This is a genomic window from Mesorhizobium sp. B2-1-1, assembly GCF_006442975.2.
Classification (GTDB): Bacteria; Pseudomonadota; Alphaproteobacteria; order Rhizobiales; family Rhizobiaceae; genus Mesorhizobium.
On sequence record NZ_CP083954.1, the window covers coordinates 841193 to 858231 of the forward strand.

Genomic DNA, 17039 nt, shown 5'->3' on the forward strand with positions numbered 1-17039 from the left:
AGCGGATGGCGTCCCCGTTCACCCACTGTCTGCGCCACCCCGCGGTGGCGCGCACGCCATCAGATCATAGACGCCCTTGTCCTCGATCACCGCGAAGCCGAGCTCGAGATAGAGCCGCCTGGCCGGATTGTTCTTCTCGACATGGATCGATGCCGATTTGCCCGATGACCATGCCTCGTCGATGAGGTCGCGCAGCAGTGCGGCGCCGTGGCCCTTGCGGCGATGGGCCGGCAGCAAGGCGATGTCGATGATGCGGTGCTGACTCGGCCAGCGCTCGATGTAGAGGCGGCCCATGGGCTGTCCGGCCCGCTCCACCACCAGCCAGTCGGCCTCGGGATAATGCTTGCGGTAATGCGCGTGCTGCGCCTGGAATTGCATGTCGAGGAAGGCGGCTTTCTGCGCCTCGTTCCAGTCCGTCACGGCGAGCTCTTCCATGCGCGTCGAGGCGTAGAGCCGCGCCAGGAACGGCATGTCGGCCTCCGCGGCGGGGCGGAAAGCGAGGCCGGCCTGCCGCGACCGCGGCCAGGCCGGGAGCCGCTGCGCCTGTTTCGCTTCTGTCACGCTGCCTGACGTCACACCGGCGGCGTCAGGTCGCGCACCACGGTAATCTGCTTGAGGTTGCTGGTGGCCAGCGCCGTCCAGGTCCACTCCCATTCCGAACTGTCCATGGCCATCTGATTGATGGTCCACAGACCATTCGTGCCGTCGTTCTGGATCATCATCGAGAACAAGGCAAGACGGCCATCGGCATTGTAGTCGAGCGACAGGCGGGTGTTGGCGCCGGAGGCGTTGAAATCGCGCCATCCCGACCAGTTCTGGGTGGCGGCGTCGTATTGGGCGTTGAAGGAGTGAACATGCTGCTGGTCGGAGGCGACCAGCATGATGTCGCCGTCGCCCTGGATGCCGGCGCAGAGCGTATATTTGGGAACCCTGCTGTAGCCGGGCGTCGCCCAGGCCGTCCAGGTGTCGGAGCCTGCCGGCAATTGCTTGGTGTGCAGGACCTGGCCCTGCTGCGTCATGGCAAACAGATTGGTGCCGCCCAGCGGACCGATGATAGGCGCCATTTCCGTGAAGGGGTAGCCGGCGTCGATCTGCACCCATGGCGTCCAGTCGGCGACCGTCAGCGCCTGGGCCTTGGCCTGCTGGCAACGGTAGAGGTTGAGCCCGGAATTGATGCCGAACAGGGTGATGCGGCCGTCAGCCTGGCGCAATGCGGTGATCGCCACAAGCTGGCCTGTGAGCTGAATCCAGGCGCTCCACGGCTGGGCAGGCGGCCTGAGCTCGTCGACGGTGACGACGATCGGTGTCGTCGTGCCGGGCGGCGTGATGGTCTTCTGCACCTGCACGATCACATCCGGGTTCTGGTAGATCCACCAGACGCGGCCCAGATTGTCGGTGAGGAAGATCTCGATGCGGCCATCGGCATCGCGCGCCATGGAAAGCTTCTGGTAGCTGAAGGCGCCGGGCGGCGCGCCGATGCCGACCGGCGCGGTCCACTTGTCGATCGGGCCGATCTGGTTGGCGTCCTCGGTGATGAAGGACAGGCTGGTGGTGCCCGAAGGCTGCGCGACCACGGCGACGCGACCATCCTTGGTGAGACCCGCGGTCATGATCACCCAGGCGCCGGGCGCGATGACAGACCAGGCCGACGGCCATGGTCCGTTCGGCGATGTCTGTGCCTTCTGGATCAATTGTCCCTTGGCCGAATCGATGCCGACGACCATCAGCCGCGACAATTCGAAAAACGTCGCGCCGGCGGGCATGTGCTGGTAGGCCGGCGCAGTACCGGGTCGCCGCGAGCGAGCGCTCTCGCGGGCCTTGGAGGCGGTCCTTGGCACTGCTGCCGGCGTCTTGGCCGTGGGGGCCTTCGATTTTGGTTCTGCTGTCTTGGCCATGATATTGGTCCTGCCCTGTTGGCGGGGAATTTAGCCTCTCGGCGGGAAGACGCCTTGCAGCGCGATGCAGAAGTAGCAGGTGAGATAAGGCATCAAATTGTTGTGCGGCTGGTCACCGCCGGCGGGGGCGAGTGCCTGATCCGCAAGGCCTGTTAGCGCAGGTATTGGCGTGCCCGGAACATATGGAGTGCCGGCGGATGCACGCGCAAAGTAGTTGCCGACCGGGTTCGTTCTATTCGCAACCGCGCCTTGCGCGACAAGAGGGTGATTGTGGGCCGGCATCTCTGTCTCTAGCAGTTGCACGGTCTCCGAGCCGCCAGTCTCGCCGAGATAGTGCAACGAAAGACCCGGGCCTTGGCCGGGATGCATCGGCGCTCCACCTTGTAAATCCGGCAAGGCAAAGTTGGACTGGCCGTTGCCGCCATAGGTGGTGCCGAGTAGCGAGAACAGCGCTGTGTTCTGCGACAGCGGCAGCAACTGCCCGTCACACCACGCCCAACCCTTGGGTGCGAAATTGAACGGAAAGATGCGGATTTCGGCGACGAAAGGATCGGCCATGACAGTCTCTCTTCAAGTTGGCGACGGAAATATGCCGAACAGCGAGATGATGAAATTGACGCAGAGATAAGGCTGGTAATTTGAGTGCGGCTGGGCCAGGCCGATGAGGCTAGTCGACGAAGCCCCCATCGCGACGGAAGGAGCGGCATTCGAATAGAGACTGATTGCCGAAGATTCCGCAGCTAGGTGACCGCCCGGATTAGGATCGTTGCCGAGCGTATTTGACGCGAGCATCGGATGCGAATGCGCGGGGATCTGCTGGATCGACAATGCTACCTCTTCGATGCCCCCGTTGCCGGCAAGAAAAAAACCGTTGCCTTGATTGAGCGGCAGGCGACCGCGTAGATCTGGCAGTGCAAAGGTCGATTGGCCGTCACCGCCATAGGTGGTGCCGATTAGCTGGAACAGAGTTTCGTTCTCGGAGATCGGCAGCAGCTGACCCTGGCAGAACATCCAGCCAGCCGGCTGGAAATTGCCGGCAAACATCCTGACTTCACCAACATAAGGTTGTGCCATGATTGCTTGTCCTCAGTTCTGCGACGGGAAAATGCCTTGCAGGGCGATACAGAAATTCAACGCAAGGTAGGGCTGCATGTTGGTATGCGCCTGGCTTCCGCCAATATTGCCTACGGTCCCCAGGCCCATTGCCGCGAGATTCGTCGGTGCAGCATAAGGGTTGGCGGGTGCTGCCTTGCCGAGGTACGAGCCAGACGGAATCGGCTGCGTGCCATCGACTGCAGAGCCGCTTGCGACATGTGTGTGCTCGGGTAGTTCCTGAATGCTCAATATATGGTTCTGTTCACCGCCTCGTTCGCCTAGAACGTGACCGGCTCCGACATGGATCGGAATACGTCCGCGATAATCAGGCAGCGCAAAATTTACTCTGCCGTCACCGCCAAACGTCGTTCCCAGCAGAGAGAAAAGTGCTTGGTTTTGGTTGATCGGCAGAAGCTGACCGCTGCATGACGCCCAGCCCTTCGGCGCGAAATCGAACGAGAACAGCCTGATTTCCGAAAGAAATGGTTCCGCCATGCTTCTTCCCGCTTGCCTGATTTTCAGAGAGTATCGCAACACGACGCGTCGTGCGGATATCCGGCAAAGCTGATTGCGCTGCACTTACCGCAGAATAATCACGCCTGGCCTTATCTTCATTGCGGTATCCTCGATGCACATCACGCCTTTGCCCGACGCTTACTTCAACAATACTTCACATTCGAAAAACATCAAGCAGAATACCGGCATGAGATAAAGTTTAGCGCTGCCACAATCCGTTACGGCGGCGTGTTGATCGGACCGATAATTAGGTTCACCGTCGGATCTGCATACATGAGACCGGTATTGTGACTCTGCAATTCGGCCGTTGCGTCGACACTACCCGGCGAGTTGTCCACCAACTGAGCTACTGAAGCAGTTCCGACGTTCACAAAGACAAGCTGAGCTCCATTTCCGTCGAACGTCGGATAGTCATAGGATCCTGTCGCAGGAACAGTATTGCTCCGGACGTCCGCGCGCACTCGAGCCGGGCTGCCCTGATCGTCCGCGCGGATGAAGATGGCTGCCAGGGGGAACGTTGAGGCTGGAGCATCAGTCTGCACGATGTTGTTCGTGACCGTCACATCGTTGAGCGACGTGAGGCCAAGCCCGGTGGTTGTGGCGCCTCGATAGTCCAGGGAAATACCTGCTGAACCACTGGTCTGGCCGACTTGGCGGATCGTGTTGTTGTTGACGAGCAGGGTCGAGTCGGTCTGGCCCTGGATAAGGACGCTGATGCCCGGGCCTTGCGTCGAACCAGACCCCGCGGAAGCGGCGTTGCCGATAGTGTTACCTTGGATCGTTCCGACAATCGAGCCGCCAGTCGATATCGCCGACGAGAACACATTGATCGCCTGAAGCTGGCTGCCGGTCATATTGTTGTTGAGTATCTTGAACGTCGCACTGGCGCTGCTGCCGACGGCAAACGAGGTCTGGATACCATTGTTGGCGAACGTATTTCCCGAAACGACGAAGCTCGAAATGCCAGAACTGTCGTTGGCGTTCACGTCCAGTGCCCGATAACCGGAGGTGGGGCTATCCCTATTGTTGGCGAAAGTCGACCCGCTGATGTTGACCGAACTGACCACGGCTGAGCCCGCCAGTTCGAATTCGAAGGAGTTCGCGGCGTTTGCGCCGGTGAGATTGCTGAATGTGCTTCCCGTCACCGTCAGCGAATTCAGCGTACCCGACGACTGATAGACGTAGACGTTGCTGTGGGCATTGCCGGTGACCACGCTGTTGGTGATGCTGTTGGTGCCGAAAATGCCTGCAAGATCGTCCGACGGACCCGGCGCGCCCACTTTCTCGCCCACCTGGATGCCTTCGTCGGTCGTGCTGTTGCCATTGTTGGTGACATTGGCCCGATTGAGCGCGAAGTTCGTGACATTGGTCAGATATAGCCCGTCGTCGCCGCTGTTTTGGACATTCATGTAGCCAAGGCTTACGTTGGCCGTCGATATCAACCTGATACCGGTTCCTGTCGAGCTCTGGATTGTTCCACCCGAGCCATTGTTCGCACCGCCGCCGTCGCCCGTCACCGTCAACCCGCCGCTGGCACCGGTGTTGTTGAGCACGATGCCGTTGGCGGCGCCGTTAGCCGAAATGCTCCGGAATGTGAGACCGCTCGCGCCGATCGTCGTGTTGGCGACGTTGAGCGCGGTGCCGGTACCGGATGTGATCGTGTTCGGATTGGCGCCGGTTGTCACCGTCACCGTGCCGCCGCCCGTGGCGCCGAAGCCGGTGCCGCTGGTGGTGTTGATGACCAGCCCGCCATTGGTGAAGTTGATCGTCGCGCCGGTGTTGTCGGTCAGGTTGACACCGGCCGAACTGCCCGACGTGATCGACTTGGAGGCACCGGAGAAAGTGATGGTACCGGCGGCGTTGTCGTCGAGGAGGACGCCGGTCTGGCCGGCCACATTGTGGCTGATGTTGCCCGACAGCGTGATGTTGCCGGCGCCGGCGCCGCGATCCTGGATATTGACCGCCTGGCCGGTTCCGCTGGTGATGGTGCCGGCATAGGTGAAAGCCGCCGTGCCGCCGGTGTTGGCGCTGCCGGCACCGTCGCCGATGCGGATTGTGGCACTGCCGCCGCCGACCAGCGCGCCACCGCCGAGGTTGACCGGTCCGCCGGTAACAGCGTCGAGGATCACGGCGCTGCCGCCGCCGGCGCTCGTGTTCGTGGAAGCGAAGGTCATGCCGCCGGCGCCGATAGCGACGGCGTCCATGTCGACCGCCGCGCCGCTGCCGGTCGAAATCGTGTTGCCGGAGCCGGTGATGCTCACCGTGCCACCGCCCGTGGCGCCGAAGCCGATGCCGCTCGTCGTGGTGATCGCCAGGCCACCATTGGTGAAGTTGATGGTCGCACCGGGGTTGCTGGTCAGTAACATCGCGGCGTTGGCGCCGGTCGAGAGCGTTTTCGACGCGCCGCCGAAATTGATCGTGCCGCCGGAATTGCTGAGCGCGACGATGCCCAGTCCGCCATCGTTTCGGGTGATGGAACTGGCGTTGTCGAAATTGACCGAGCCACCAGCCATGCCGCGAATGTTGGCGACGTTGCCGCCAGGGTTGGTGATGTCGACATTGTTGAGATTGATCGTGGCGCTCACGTCGTCGTTGGTAAACGTGCCCTGGTCGCCGTCGACGGCGAACGCATGGTTCGTCAGCGCGCCGGCAACCGTGTCGATAGCGACGTTGTTGAACGTATAGGTACCGGTCGCGTTGTTCGCCACATCGCCAAGGATGGTGATGCCGGTCGTCCCGGTCAGGCTGGCGTTGTTCACGGTGACGTTGCCGGCGACACCGTCGACCACGATGCCGGTGCCGCTGGTGTCGTTGAGCCCATTCGCCAGGGCGGTGGTGAAGTTCACCGCGCCGCCGGTGGTGTCGGCGACGACGATCAGGCGCTGGCCGCCGGTACCTTGTGTGATCGTGCCGGCATAGGTAACGGTCGCGTTACCGCCATCGACGCTGAACGCGGTTCCGTTCGGGCTGGTGATCGAGGTGCCGACGCCGAAGCCGAACGTGCCGTCGGAATCGTTGAGGATGTCGACGCTGGCATTGCCGCCATTGAGCGTCGTGGTGCCGTTGAAATTGTAGATGCCGTCGGCATTGTCGAACTGCAGGCCGGGGCCGTCGGTTGCCGACAGCGTGCCCGTCTGGAAGGTGATCGTTCCCGCGGTGTGGCCGGCGATGGCGACCAGCGCGGCATTGCCGGCCTGGGTGATGTTGCCGCTATAGGTGATGTTCGCCGCGCTTGCGTCGACGTTGAAGGCCGTGCTGTTCGGGTTGGTGATCGAGGTGCCGGCGCCGAAGTTGAACGTGCCGCCCGAATTGTTGGCGATATCGATGCCGGCGTCGCCGCCATTCAACGTCGTCGTGCCGTTGAAATTGTAGGTGCCGTCGGCATTGTCGAACTGCAGGCCGGTGCCGTTGTTCGCCGACAGCGTGCCCGAGAAGGTCAGCGTGCCCGTATGGCCTGCTGAAACCGACACCAGGGCGGCGTTGCCCGCCTGGGTGATGTTGCCGCCATAGGTGGTGCTTACGGTGCCGCCGCCGACGCTGAATGCCGTGCCACCGCCGCCGCTCAGCGTGCCGGTGCCGAGGCCGGCGGTGCCGGTGACATTGGTCAGGACGACACCGCCGCCGCCGGACGACGTCGAGTCGAGCGCGACGTCGAGGGCGGCATTGGTGAGATCGATCGCCTTGTAGCTGGTGGAATTCACCGTTTCGCTGCCGGCGGTGGCGATGATGTTGATCGTCCCGCCGGGGCCGGTAATGCCGGCGCCGGTGGTGGTGTCGATTGTCAGCCCGCCATTGAAGCTGGTGGTGCCGCCGCCCTGGAACAGGCCAGCCCCGCTGGTCGTATCGATGTCGGCGAGCCCGCCGACGTTGAGCGTGCCGCTCTCCCAGCCGATGCCGCCGCCCGTCGAGGCGGTGTTGTTCACCGTCACCGCGTTGAAACTGAAGGTGCCTGTATTGGTGCTGGTGGCATTGATGCCGAAGCCCGTCGTGCCGGTGACGGTGGTCGCGCCCGTGACCGTGAACGTGCCGGCGACGCCGTCGAAGATGATGCCGCTGGCGCCGCCGCTGGCGTTGACGCTGTTTACGATCATGCTGACGGTCAGCGGATCGAGATTGAACGCCACGCCGTTGATGGTGTCGACGGTGCCGCCGCTGCTGTTCAGCGCAAAGGTTGTGGCCGGGGGGCCCTTGGTGTCGACGAGGACGCCAGTGCCGCCATCATTGAACGTGGTGAACGTGCCAAGATCGAGCGTGCCGCTGGTGCTGGTGAAGGCAAGGCCGTTGCCCTGGACGCGCGCGCCTGATGTGCCGACGTCGAGCGTGCCGGCGCTGACCGTGCCGCCGGCGCCAGTGGAGTCGAACGTGACATTGTCGAAGGCAATGCCGCCGCCGGTGCCGCCGAGCACCGTGTTGCCGGCGAAGGAGCGGATGGCGATCGAATTGTCCGTCGCGCTGATGTTCTGGCCGGCGAAGGACGCGGCCAGCGCAGATCCCGTCGATCGCAGCGTATTGCCGTCGATCGAAAGCAGCAGCGTGTTGGCCGCCGCACCGGTCGTGGAGAAGTCGAGCGCCCTGCCGCCGGCTGATATGTCATTGTTGCGGAGGAAGAAACTCGACGCGGCCGACGCATCGACGGCAACACCGGCGCCGGTGCCGGTGCCGGTGTTGCGGATGATGAGATTCTCGATGCCGCCGGTGATCGGGCTGGTACCACTGGTCGCCAGGGTGATCACCGACCCGGCAGTGTTGCTCTGCAGGATCGGCCGCAGCGTGTCGATGCCGGCCGGTGCGGCGATGATCGGCGAATTCTGCACCGTGGTGAAGTGGAATGCCGCCGACGCGCCGCTGCTGGTGTCGACACCGAGCTGCGAGACATCGATGGCCGTATCGTTTTGCCCGAAGGCGAGCAACACCTGCCCGTCATCGAGCTGGAACGACGTGCCGCTCAGGTCGATCGTTTCCTGGCTACCGGTGCCGTTCTTGTCGATCAGCACGATGACATTGGCCGTGGACGCCTGGGCGTTGGCATAGGTGCCTGGATTGACGAAGCTGCCGTCGCCGCCGCCGGTGGCGTCGGTGGTGACGTAGTAGACCTTGTAAGCGGACAGATTCGACGTGTCGCCGGTGAAGGTGACGTCGTTGAAATCGTAGTCGCCATTGGTCGGCAGGGTGTCGATGGCATGGATGGCCTGGCCGCCGGTGGTCGCGATCGTCGATTCGGCCAGGCCAGCGCCGTCGCCGAACACCAGCCTGGCGTTGGTGGCGCTGGAGAACTGGACGCCATAGCCGACATTTTCGATTTTCGAGGTCTGGCCCGCCGGATTGTTGTTGGCAGTGTCGCCGAGCTGGATCGTGCCGGTGCCGGTCGTGCCGGCCATGTCGATGCCGATAGTGCCGGCGAAGCTGCCGCCGTCGACGTCGAAATCGCCGGCCTTGATGTTGCTCGTGCCGAGCGCAGCGCCGTTGAGGTCGAAGCCGACCGCATTGGCTGCATTGAGCCCGATGTTCAGGCTGTCGAAGCCCAAGGTCGAGCCGAGCGTGCCGGATATGTCGACACCGCGCGAGGTGATGTTCTGCAGGTCGACCGCGCCGAGATCGATGGCGCCGCCGACTATATTGTTGAGCGAAACGCCGGTCGCCGCGCCATTGACCGAAACGGAATCGAAAATAACGCCGCCCGCGCCGACCGTTGCGCCGTCGAGATCGAGCGCGGTTCCAGTCGTTGTCGTGATGGTGTTGCCGGTGCCGGAGATGCTGATCGTGCCGCCGGAGCCCGCGCCAAAACCCGCTCCTGCCGTCGTCGTTATGTCAAGGCCGCCATTGCCGAAGCCGATCGTGGCGTTCGGGTTGCCGATCAGGCTGACGCCGTCCGTCGCGCCCGAGCTGATCTGCTTGGTCGCGCCCGAGAAGGTCACGGTCGCCGCCGTGCCGTTGTCGATGCCGGCAACGACGATATTGCCGCCGGCGCCCGCAAGGCCATCGGTCAGGTTGCCCGACAGCGTCACAGAACCGCCGGTCAGTTCCTGGATCGAGACCGCCGCGCCGGTGCCGTTGCTGACGATGGCGCCCGCGTAGGATATGTTCGCGTTGCCGCCGCTCGCATTGGTGCCCGAGCCGACATTGAAGGCCGTGCCCAAACCGGTGTTGGTCAGCGTGCCGGTGCCGAAATTGAACGTGCCGCTGAGGTTCTGCAGGTCGATGCCGCTGCCGGAACCGAACGACGCGCTGGTCGAGGCGAAATCGATATTGCCGGCGATGCCGTCGAGGGCCACCGCCTGCGCGTTGGTGGCATTGACCGTACCCGTCAGGACATTGACCGTGCCGACGCCGCTGGCGCTGAACGCCGTCGCGCCGTTCGTGGAAATGTCCACATCCGTGAAGTTGACGGTGCCGGCGTTGTTGGTGAGCGAGACGCCGTTGCCGCCAACAGTCACCTTGTCGGTGAAATTGATCAGACCGCCGCCGTGATTGGCGATCGAGATGCCGCCGCCGGTCAGCGTGCCGGCCGGCCCGCTGTTGGGCAAGATGCCGCGCGTCACGGTGATGTTGCCGGCGCCGCCGTCGACGTCGAGCAGCGTGCCGGCGACGTTGACGTTGTTGTTGGTGATCGACAAATTGCTGTCGAGGCCGGCGACCTTGAACGCCGTCTGGCCGGCGCCGACATTGCCGACCGTGACGCCTTCGATGACGATGCCGCCGGCATTGTTGAAGCTGCCCGCGCTCTGGTCGATGGTGAAGACCGAGCCGCTGCCGCCGGTGAAGTCGAAGGCGGTGTTGCGCACTTGGTTGCTGCCGAGCAGATGCAGGGTATCGCTGCCCGTGCTCTTGACCACGCCCTCGTCGCCGGTGACGTCGCCGCCGGTGGCGCCGAGATTGCCCTGCACGTTCACCGGCTGGATGGTGCCGGTCGTGGTGATGGCGTTGCCGTTGCCGAAGCCGGTGATCGATTGGCCGGAATCGAGCGTGAACGGCGTGCCGCTGAGGTCGACCGTGCCGACGAAGGCGAAGGTCTGGGTGCCGGTCTTCAGATCGGCATCGGCAACCGAGATGGTATTGACTGACGTACTGAGCCCAAATGAGCCGGCGGCGATGACGCCGCCATTTTGCGACACCATGAACACCCCGCCGACGGCGCTGGCCAGATTCGCGCTGCCGGTGAAGAGCACGTCATCGAAATCATAATTGCCGAGCGCGGCGAGACCGACGGTGTTGACGGTGAAATTGCCCGCCGCCGCGGTGATCGTCGAATTGCGGCCGTTGGCGTCGGCGAATTCGCCGTCGCCGAAGGTGAAGCTGGCGTTGGCGCTGGTCGCCGCCGTCTGGCCGGACGACAGATCGACGCCGATGCCGGCGCCTGAGATCGACGATCCGGTCAGGAAGGTGATGGTGCGGTTGCCCGTGGTCGAGGTCAGGTCGATGCCGCGCGAGCTCGCGGCGTCGTTTCCGGTGATCGTCGTCAGCCCGAAATCGGCGGTCGTGGCCGAGCCGGAGAAGTCGATGGCGGTCTGGCTGGCGCCCGCGCCGAGGCCGCTGACGGTGGTCGTGCCGAAGCTGACGTCGTTGTTGGTGCCGGAGAAATCGATGCCGGTAGTGCTGGTCGCGCCCAGCGTGACATTGGTCGTGCCGAAGGTGGCGCTGCCGGCCGCATTCGAGATGGACAGCGCGGCGCCGGTCGTGCCGGTGATCGACAGCGTGCCGCTGACCTCGAATGTCGAGTCGGCGCCAAGGCTGGTGATCGACGCGCCGCCGCCGCCGGTCGCCGTGAGCGGACCCGTGAAGCGGATCGCGGTGTCGGTGGGAGCGGTTATCTCCCCGATATCGAAGAGGCCGCCGGTGCCGGTCGAAGTGATAGCGCCGCCGAATGTGATCAGGCCGCCGGTGGTGCCGTCGATCCTGACGGCTTTTGCCGCGCTGCTCTGGCTAATCGTGCCGTCATAGGTGACGTCGGCCGACGAACTGCCGATAACGATCGCGCTGGCGCCGGTATTGGCGATGGAGCTGGCCGCCCCGAAGGTTAGGCTTCCGCTCGAGCCGTTGAGGATCACGATGCCGAGGCCGCTGCCGCCTGATATGTCGAGATCGGCGAAATTGGCGGTGCCGCCGAAATTATTGACCAGCAGCGCGATATTGCTGCCGCCGGTGATCGTCGTGGTGCCGGTGAAGTCGACCGTCGCGGATGTGTTGGCCAGCACGACGCCGGTCGGCACCGACCCCTGGATGGTCAGATCGTTGACAGTGATCGCGCCTGACGCGCTGCCGAGGTAAAGCCCGATCGTCCCGCCCAGGATCGTCACGCCGGTGCTGGTGAGGCCGTTGATCGACGCCGTGCCGTCGATCCCCAGGAACGAGCTGTTGACGCTGAGGTTGGAGACGGTGTTGCCGCTGGCGAGGTCGATGGTGGTGCCGCCGCCGTTGTTCAGCGTCGCGCCGCCGAAGCCGAACGGATCGGCCTGCGTCGCGCCGGTGACGACCGCCGTGCCGGTGACATTGGCCGGCGGACCGCCCAGGCTGATGGTGGCGCCGTTGGCGAAGGAGACCAGCGACTGGCCGCTGGCCAGCGTGAAGCCGTTGGCATCGGTGTCGGTGGTCTGCACGGCCGCGGTCTTGACCAGCACGAAGGTCGTGTTGGCATTGGTGGTCAGATCGTCGGCCGCGGCGGCATCGATCAGGTTGGCGACGCTTGAGCCGTCGCCCGTTCCGGTGCTGCTCGAACCGACGAAGACGACGTTGGCTGCATCGAACAGCTGCGGTCCAACCAGATGCGTGCCGTTGAAGGCATAGGTGCCGCTGCCGGGCAGCAGGCCGCGCATGTCGAGCGAGGCGATGACGCCGGTGATCGATGCGCCGCCGGCCGCACCGAACGAGAACGCCGTGCTGGCGGTGGTTCCGGCCAGGCCGTTGGTGCCCATCTGGACGCCGGTGTCGACACCGGTGATGACGCCGCTGCCGATGGTCACCGAGCCGCCATTGGTGCCGGACAGGTCGACGCCGATCGAGGAGCCGCCGGAACTGCCGCTGATGTCGAGCGTGGCGGCGGTGAAGGTCGACGTGCTGCCCGAGAGGTCGAGCGCGGTGGAGCAATTGCACAGGCCGGTGATGTCGACGTCGTCGAAGCTGATGACGCCGTTGCTGCCGACGACGTCGATGCCGCTTCCGAGCGGCTGGTCGATGGTGACGGCGCCGCCGAACGAAACGGCGCCGGTGTTGTTTTCCAGCCAGACGCCGTCGCCGGGGCCGGTCATGCTCACCGGGCCACTGAAGGTGAGCGTGCCGGTGTTGTCGGTGGCGAGGATGCCCTCGCTGCCGATATGGGTCAGCGTGACCGGCCCGTCGAAGGTGACCGCGCCGCCGGAATTCTGGACGTCGATGCCGATGCCGCCGGGGGCGGTGATGTCCGAAATATCGACGGCTCCGAACGTGAAATCGGCGGTGCTGTCGAAGATACCGAGGCCGCCGACGACGGTGTTGCTGATCGTCGTTGCGCCGGAAACGGTGAAATGTCCCGACACGCCTGCGAACGTCGCGCCGAACAGGCCACCGTCCTGCGTCAGGCTGGCCAGCGTGACGTCGAGATTGGCGCCGAGCAAGGCGACGCCGGCCGCGCCATTGCCGGAGATCGTGCCGTCGGTGGTGCTGAACGTGCCGGTGGTGGAGAGGACGTTGACGCCGAAGCCGGAATTGTCGGAGGCGTTCAGCGTCTGGAATGCATATGTTCCGTCGCCGCCGACGAACAGGCCATTGCCGGCATTGTTCGACAGTGTCGTCGTGCCGGCGAAGACATAACTGCCGTCGCCGTCGATATGCAGGCCCTCGCTGGCGTTGCTCGTCGAGGTCACATTGTTGGCCGCGACGTTCATGGCGCCTTCGAACAGCAGCCCGTCCAGGCCGGCTCCGCTGACATTGACGCCGCTTATCGTCACGCCGGTGACGTTGTTGCCGTGGATGCCGTTGCCGCCGCCCGGATTGGCGTTCGAGACGTTGAAGTCGAGCAGCGCGCTGTTGTTGGCCAGCGTGACGGTGTCCGCGCCGGCCGAACTGGTGAGCGTCGCCGCGCCCGCGCCGTCCGAGATGGCGCTGGCGTGCGTGATGTTGTCGCCCGTTACGTTAACCGGGATGCCGCCGAGCGAGAATGTGCGGCCGTTGCCGAAGGAAGCCAGCGTCTGTCCGGCGCTCAGCGAGAACCCGTCGGTGTCGTCGATGGTGCCGCGGTTGACCAGCACGAAGATCGCGGTGCCGTCGGTGTCGGCATCGGCGGTGGCAATCGAGGCAAGGTCGAGCAGCGAGGAGCCGGTGCCCGAGCCGGTTGCGGCCGCGCCGACGAAGATGACGTTCTGCTGGTCGAACAATTGCGGGCCGCTGAAGGTCGTCGAACCGAAGGCGTAGTGGCCGAGCGTCTGGTTGAGGCGGCGCACGTCGAGCGAGGCGGTGCTGCCGGCGATGGAACCGCCGCCGAAGGAGAATTCGGCATTGGCCGAGTTCAGAAGCGAGCCGGAAATGCCGAAGCGCACGCCGGTGCCGACGCCTGCTATCGCACCGCCATCGGTGATGACGATCGATGCCCCGCCCGAGGTTGGCGAGGCGAGGTCGATGCCGATCGAGCCGGCCGCACTGGTGCCGGCGATGTTGAGCGCCTGTGCGGTGAAGTTCGTATGGCTGCCGGAGAAGTCGAGGCCAGTGCCGACGCCGAGGCCCGAGATGACGATGTCGCCTGCCACCACCGCCGCGTTGACGCCGGTAAACGAGATGCCGTCGCCGGCGGGAGCGCTGATGTCGATATCGCCGAAGCGGATCGCCGCCGGTGAGTTGGAAATGGCGATCGCCGGTCCGGTGGTGTCCGAAATGGTCGTGGCGCCGGTGACGGCGAAACTGCCCGCCACGTGATCGAGCACGACGCCCGACGGACCGCCGGTCTGGTCGATCGAATCCAGCACCACATGCGCCGTGATCGGATCGATGAAGACGCCGACGCCGCCATTGCCCGACACGGTGCCGCCGGTGGTGGCGAAGCTGCCTGATGTCGAGGTGCCCTGAATGGTTATGCCGCGGTCGGCATTGTCCTTCGCGCTAAGCGTCGCGAATGTATAGGTGCCATGGCCGGTGGCATCCAGCCCGTCGTCGCCATTGCCCTGGAGCAGCGTCGTGCCGGCGAAATTGTAGGTGCCGTCGCCTTCGATGTGCAGGCCGTCAAGGCCGTTGCCGGTTGCGGTGAAATTGGAACCGGTGATGCCGGTTGAGCTACCGGTGAAGGCGGCGCCGTTGCCGCCGGCGCCTGTCACCGTGACATTGGTCAGCGTGGCGCCGGTGATGTTGTTGGCGAAGATGCCGTCGGCGCCGCCGGTGATGGTGATGCCGTTCAGCGTGTCGCCGTTGCCGAGCGTGATCACGTTGTTGGCCACGCTGGTGCCCTGGATGGTGCCGTCGCTGCCGCCTAGATTGAAGGTGCCGGTGCCGCCGCCGAACAGCTTCGCGGTGACGCTTTGGCCGCCGCCGATGACGGTCTGGCCGTCTCCGAGCGTCGTGCCGGTGGTGGTGATGTTGCCGTTGCCGCCCAGCGCCACTACGAAACCGCCGGTGCCGGCCTTGGTCACTGCGTCGTCCAGCGTCGTCGGATCGGCCAGCGTGCCGGCGCCGGCCAGGCCGCCATCGGCGTAGTAGAACTTGCCGAAGGCGGCATTGGTGGCGGCGTTGATGGCGACGCGCGTCGTCGAGCCGCCGGGCAGCTCCTGGCTCTGGATCCTGACGCCGATGTCGCCGCGCACCCGCTCGTTGACGCGCTTGCGCAGGCCTTCGCTGACCGGATAGACCGGCTCCGGCCCGCTGTCCGCGCCGCCTTGGCCGGGATTGAACGGGATGCTCAGCCGCACGCTGCCGGCGAACTGGGTGTCGTCGCGATTGTCGTTGCGCACCTCGCCGGTGAAGGTCAGCGCCGTTCCGGTGCCGAAGACATCGCCGATCTCATATTCGATGCCGGCCTTGACCCCGGTGACGCCGCTGTCGTCGCCATGCGGATCCTCGAAATGGTAACCGCCTATGTCGAGCCGCAGCGAATGCTTGTCGGGAAGGTTGAGCGGCACCCGCGCGCCGACCTCGCCCTCGATGCCCCAGGCCGCGTAGTCGCGATGGTCGAGCACCGAGATCTGCTCGATCAACTGATTCGAGACCATCGACAGGGTCGAGGAGACCGAATGGTCCGTCGTGTCACCCTTGATCGGCACGAACACGTTCACATGCGCGTCGAAATGCGGGGTGATGGCCTCGGCGCCCAGCGTGGCTGACGTGAACTGGTTGGAGTTGTAGTTCTCGACGTTGAGATAGGCGTAGCCGCCGAGCATCAGGTCCGGATTGACGATGCGGCGAATGCCCAGACCGACATCCTGGCCGAACGCGTCCTTGAAATCGTGCTTGGCCCTGACATCCAGGAACAGCACCGATTCGGCCGTCTGCTTGATCGGGATGAAGCCTTCGAGCGCGGCGTTGCCGCCATTGTTGTCGGCGCCGATGATGGCGCGTATCTGCGGCTGCCAGAGGGCGTCGTCGCCATAGGCGGCCACGCCTGACAGCGCCAGCGCCAGCGTCGAAAGCGCCGTCGTCTTCCAGAGATGCCTTGCAAAACGCGAGCGACCATAGGCCACGCGCACGCGGAAATCCTCCCCGCGCGCCGCCATCTCCCCAACCTGCCGAGACGTCTCGGTAGTTCCCATCCCTGGCCGCCCTTTGGGGACTGCTCGCCCCCGCACCAATCCTTGCGCGAATTCCATTGTATAGCGAGTCCCCAACGTCGCGACTGCTGTTGTTGCGCCGTAAAGTTCTGACTTGTTGCAATACCGCAACAGTAATTTTGCCAGCTCTCCTCGCCTGTGCGCGGCTTCCGGAACAGTCAGGAGTATTGTATCAAGCCCGCCGGTGGGAAAATACCTGCCGTTTCGAGAAAAATGCGGGGCATGAAGAACATGGCAGCCATTTTAGCGCGTGCTAATCTGTTAAATCTGGCCGCAGCACTGGGCGCCCTGGGGCTGATCGCATCGGTCACCGGGCCGGCGCTTGCCGAGGACGCCAAGCCGGCGCAGCCCCCGGCCGCTCAATCCAAGCCGGCCGACGCCAATCCATGGGCGGTGAACTGTTCAAGCGGCGCGGCCAACAGCGAGCTTCAATGCCAGGTGTCGCAGAACCTGACCGAAGCCAAGACCGGGCAGCGCGTGCTGACTGTGACCGTGCGCCGCGACAATGGCAACGGCTCTCTCGCCATGCTGCTTGCCCTGCCGCACGGGCTGTTCCTGCCCTCCGGCGCCAGCTACCAGATCGATCAGGGCCAGAAGACGACGATCGCCATCCAGACCAGCGACCAGAACGGCGCCTATGCCGCCACGCCGCTGCCGCCGGAGCTGATCAAGGCGATGAAATCGGGAACCAATCTCAACATCGGCATGGAATCGGTGACCCGCAAGCCGGTCACCATCCCGGTCTCGCTGGCGGGCTTCACCGCCGCCCTCGCCAAGCTGGAATCGATCAAGTAGCGGGCTCGGCGCGCTTCCC

Annotated in this window: 7 protein-coding genes; 1 reads left to right on the forward strand and 6 read right to left on the reverse strand. The window is 64.4% G+C overall.

The window, feature by feature from the left end; genetic code table 11:
* Positions 1-18 precede the first annotated feature (18 nt).
* The 6 genes from FJ972_RS04025 to FJ972_RS04050 form a co-directional block, all read right to left on the reverse strand.
* Entirely contained in the window at positions 19-561 is a 543-nt protein-coding gene (locus FJ972_RS04025) for a GNAT family N-acetyltransferase (protein WP_224646171.1), read from the reverse strand.
* An 11-nt stretch (positions 562-572) separates the two neighbouring features.
* Positions 573-1895 carry a hypothetical protein gene (locus FJ972_RS04030; RefSeq protein ID WP_140524531.1) on the reverse strand — a complete coding sequence of 441 codons (1323 nt, stop codon included), beginning with the start codon at positions 1893-1895 and terminating at the stop codon, positions 573-575.
* Between the two features lie 30 nt (positions 1896-1925).
* Positions 1926-2453: a phage tail protein gene (locus FJ972_RS04035; RefSeq protein WP_140524533.1), complete on the reverse strand. Its 528-nt coding sequence runs from the start codon at positions 2451-2453 to the stop codon at positions 1926-1928.
* Positions 2454-2465: 12 nt separating this feature from the next.
* The gene (locus tag FJ972_RS04040; RefSeq protein WP_140514062.1) at positions 2466-2969 is read right to left on the reverse strand and encodes a phage tail protein; all 504 of its coding nucleotides are present in this window, start codon (positions 2967-2969) and stop codon (positions 2466-2468) included.
* Positions 2970-2981: 12 nt separating this feature from the next.
* Positions 2982-3485, reverse strand: a complete 504-nt coding sequence (locus FJ972_RS04045) for a phage tail protein (RefSeq protein WP_140514061.1) — start codon at positions 3483-3485, stop codon at positions 2982-2984.
* A 239-nt stretch (positions 3486-3724) separates the two neighbouring features.
* Positions 3725-16171 (reverse strand): S-layer family protein, encoded by a 12447-nt coding sequence (locus FJ972_RS04050; RefSeq protein WP_140524535.1) that lies wholly within the window; start codon positions 16169-16171, stop codon positions 3725-3727.
* Positions 16172-16447: 276 nt separating this feature from the next.
* Between FJ972_RS04050 and FJ972_RS04055 the strand changes: the two genes are divergently transcribed.
* The gene (locus tag FJ972_RS04055; protein ID WP_224646169.1) at positions 16448-17020 is read left to right on the forward strand and encodes an invasion associated locus B family protein; all 573 of its coding nucleotides are present in this window, start codon (positions 16448-16450) and stop codon (positions 17018-17020) included.
* Positions 17021-17039: the final 19 nt, after the last annotated feature.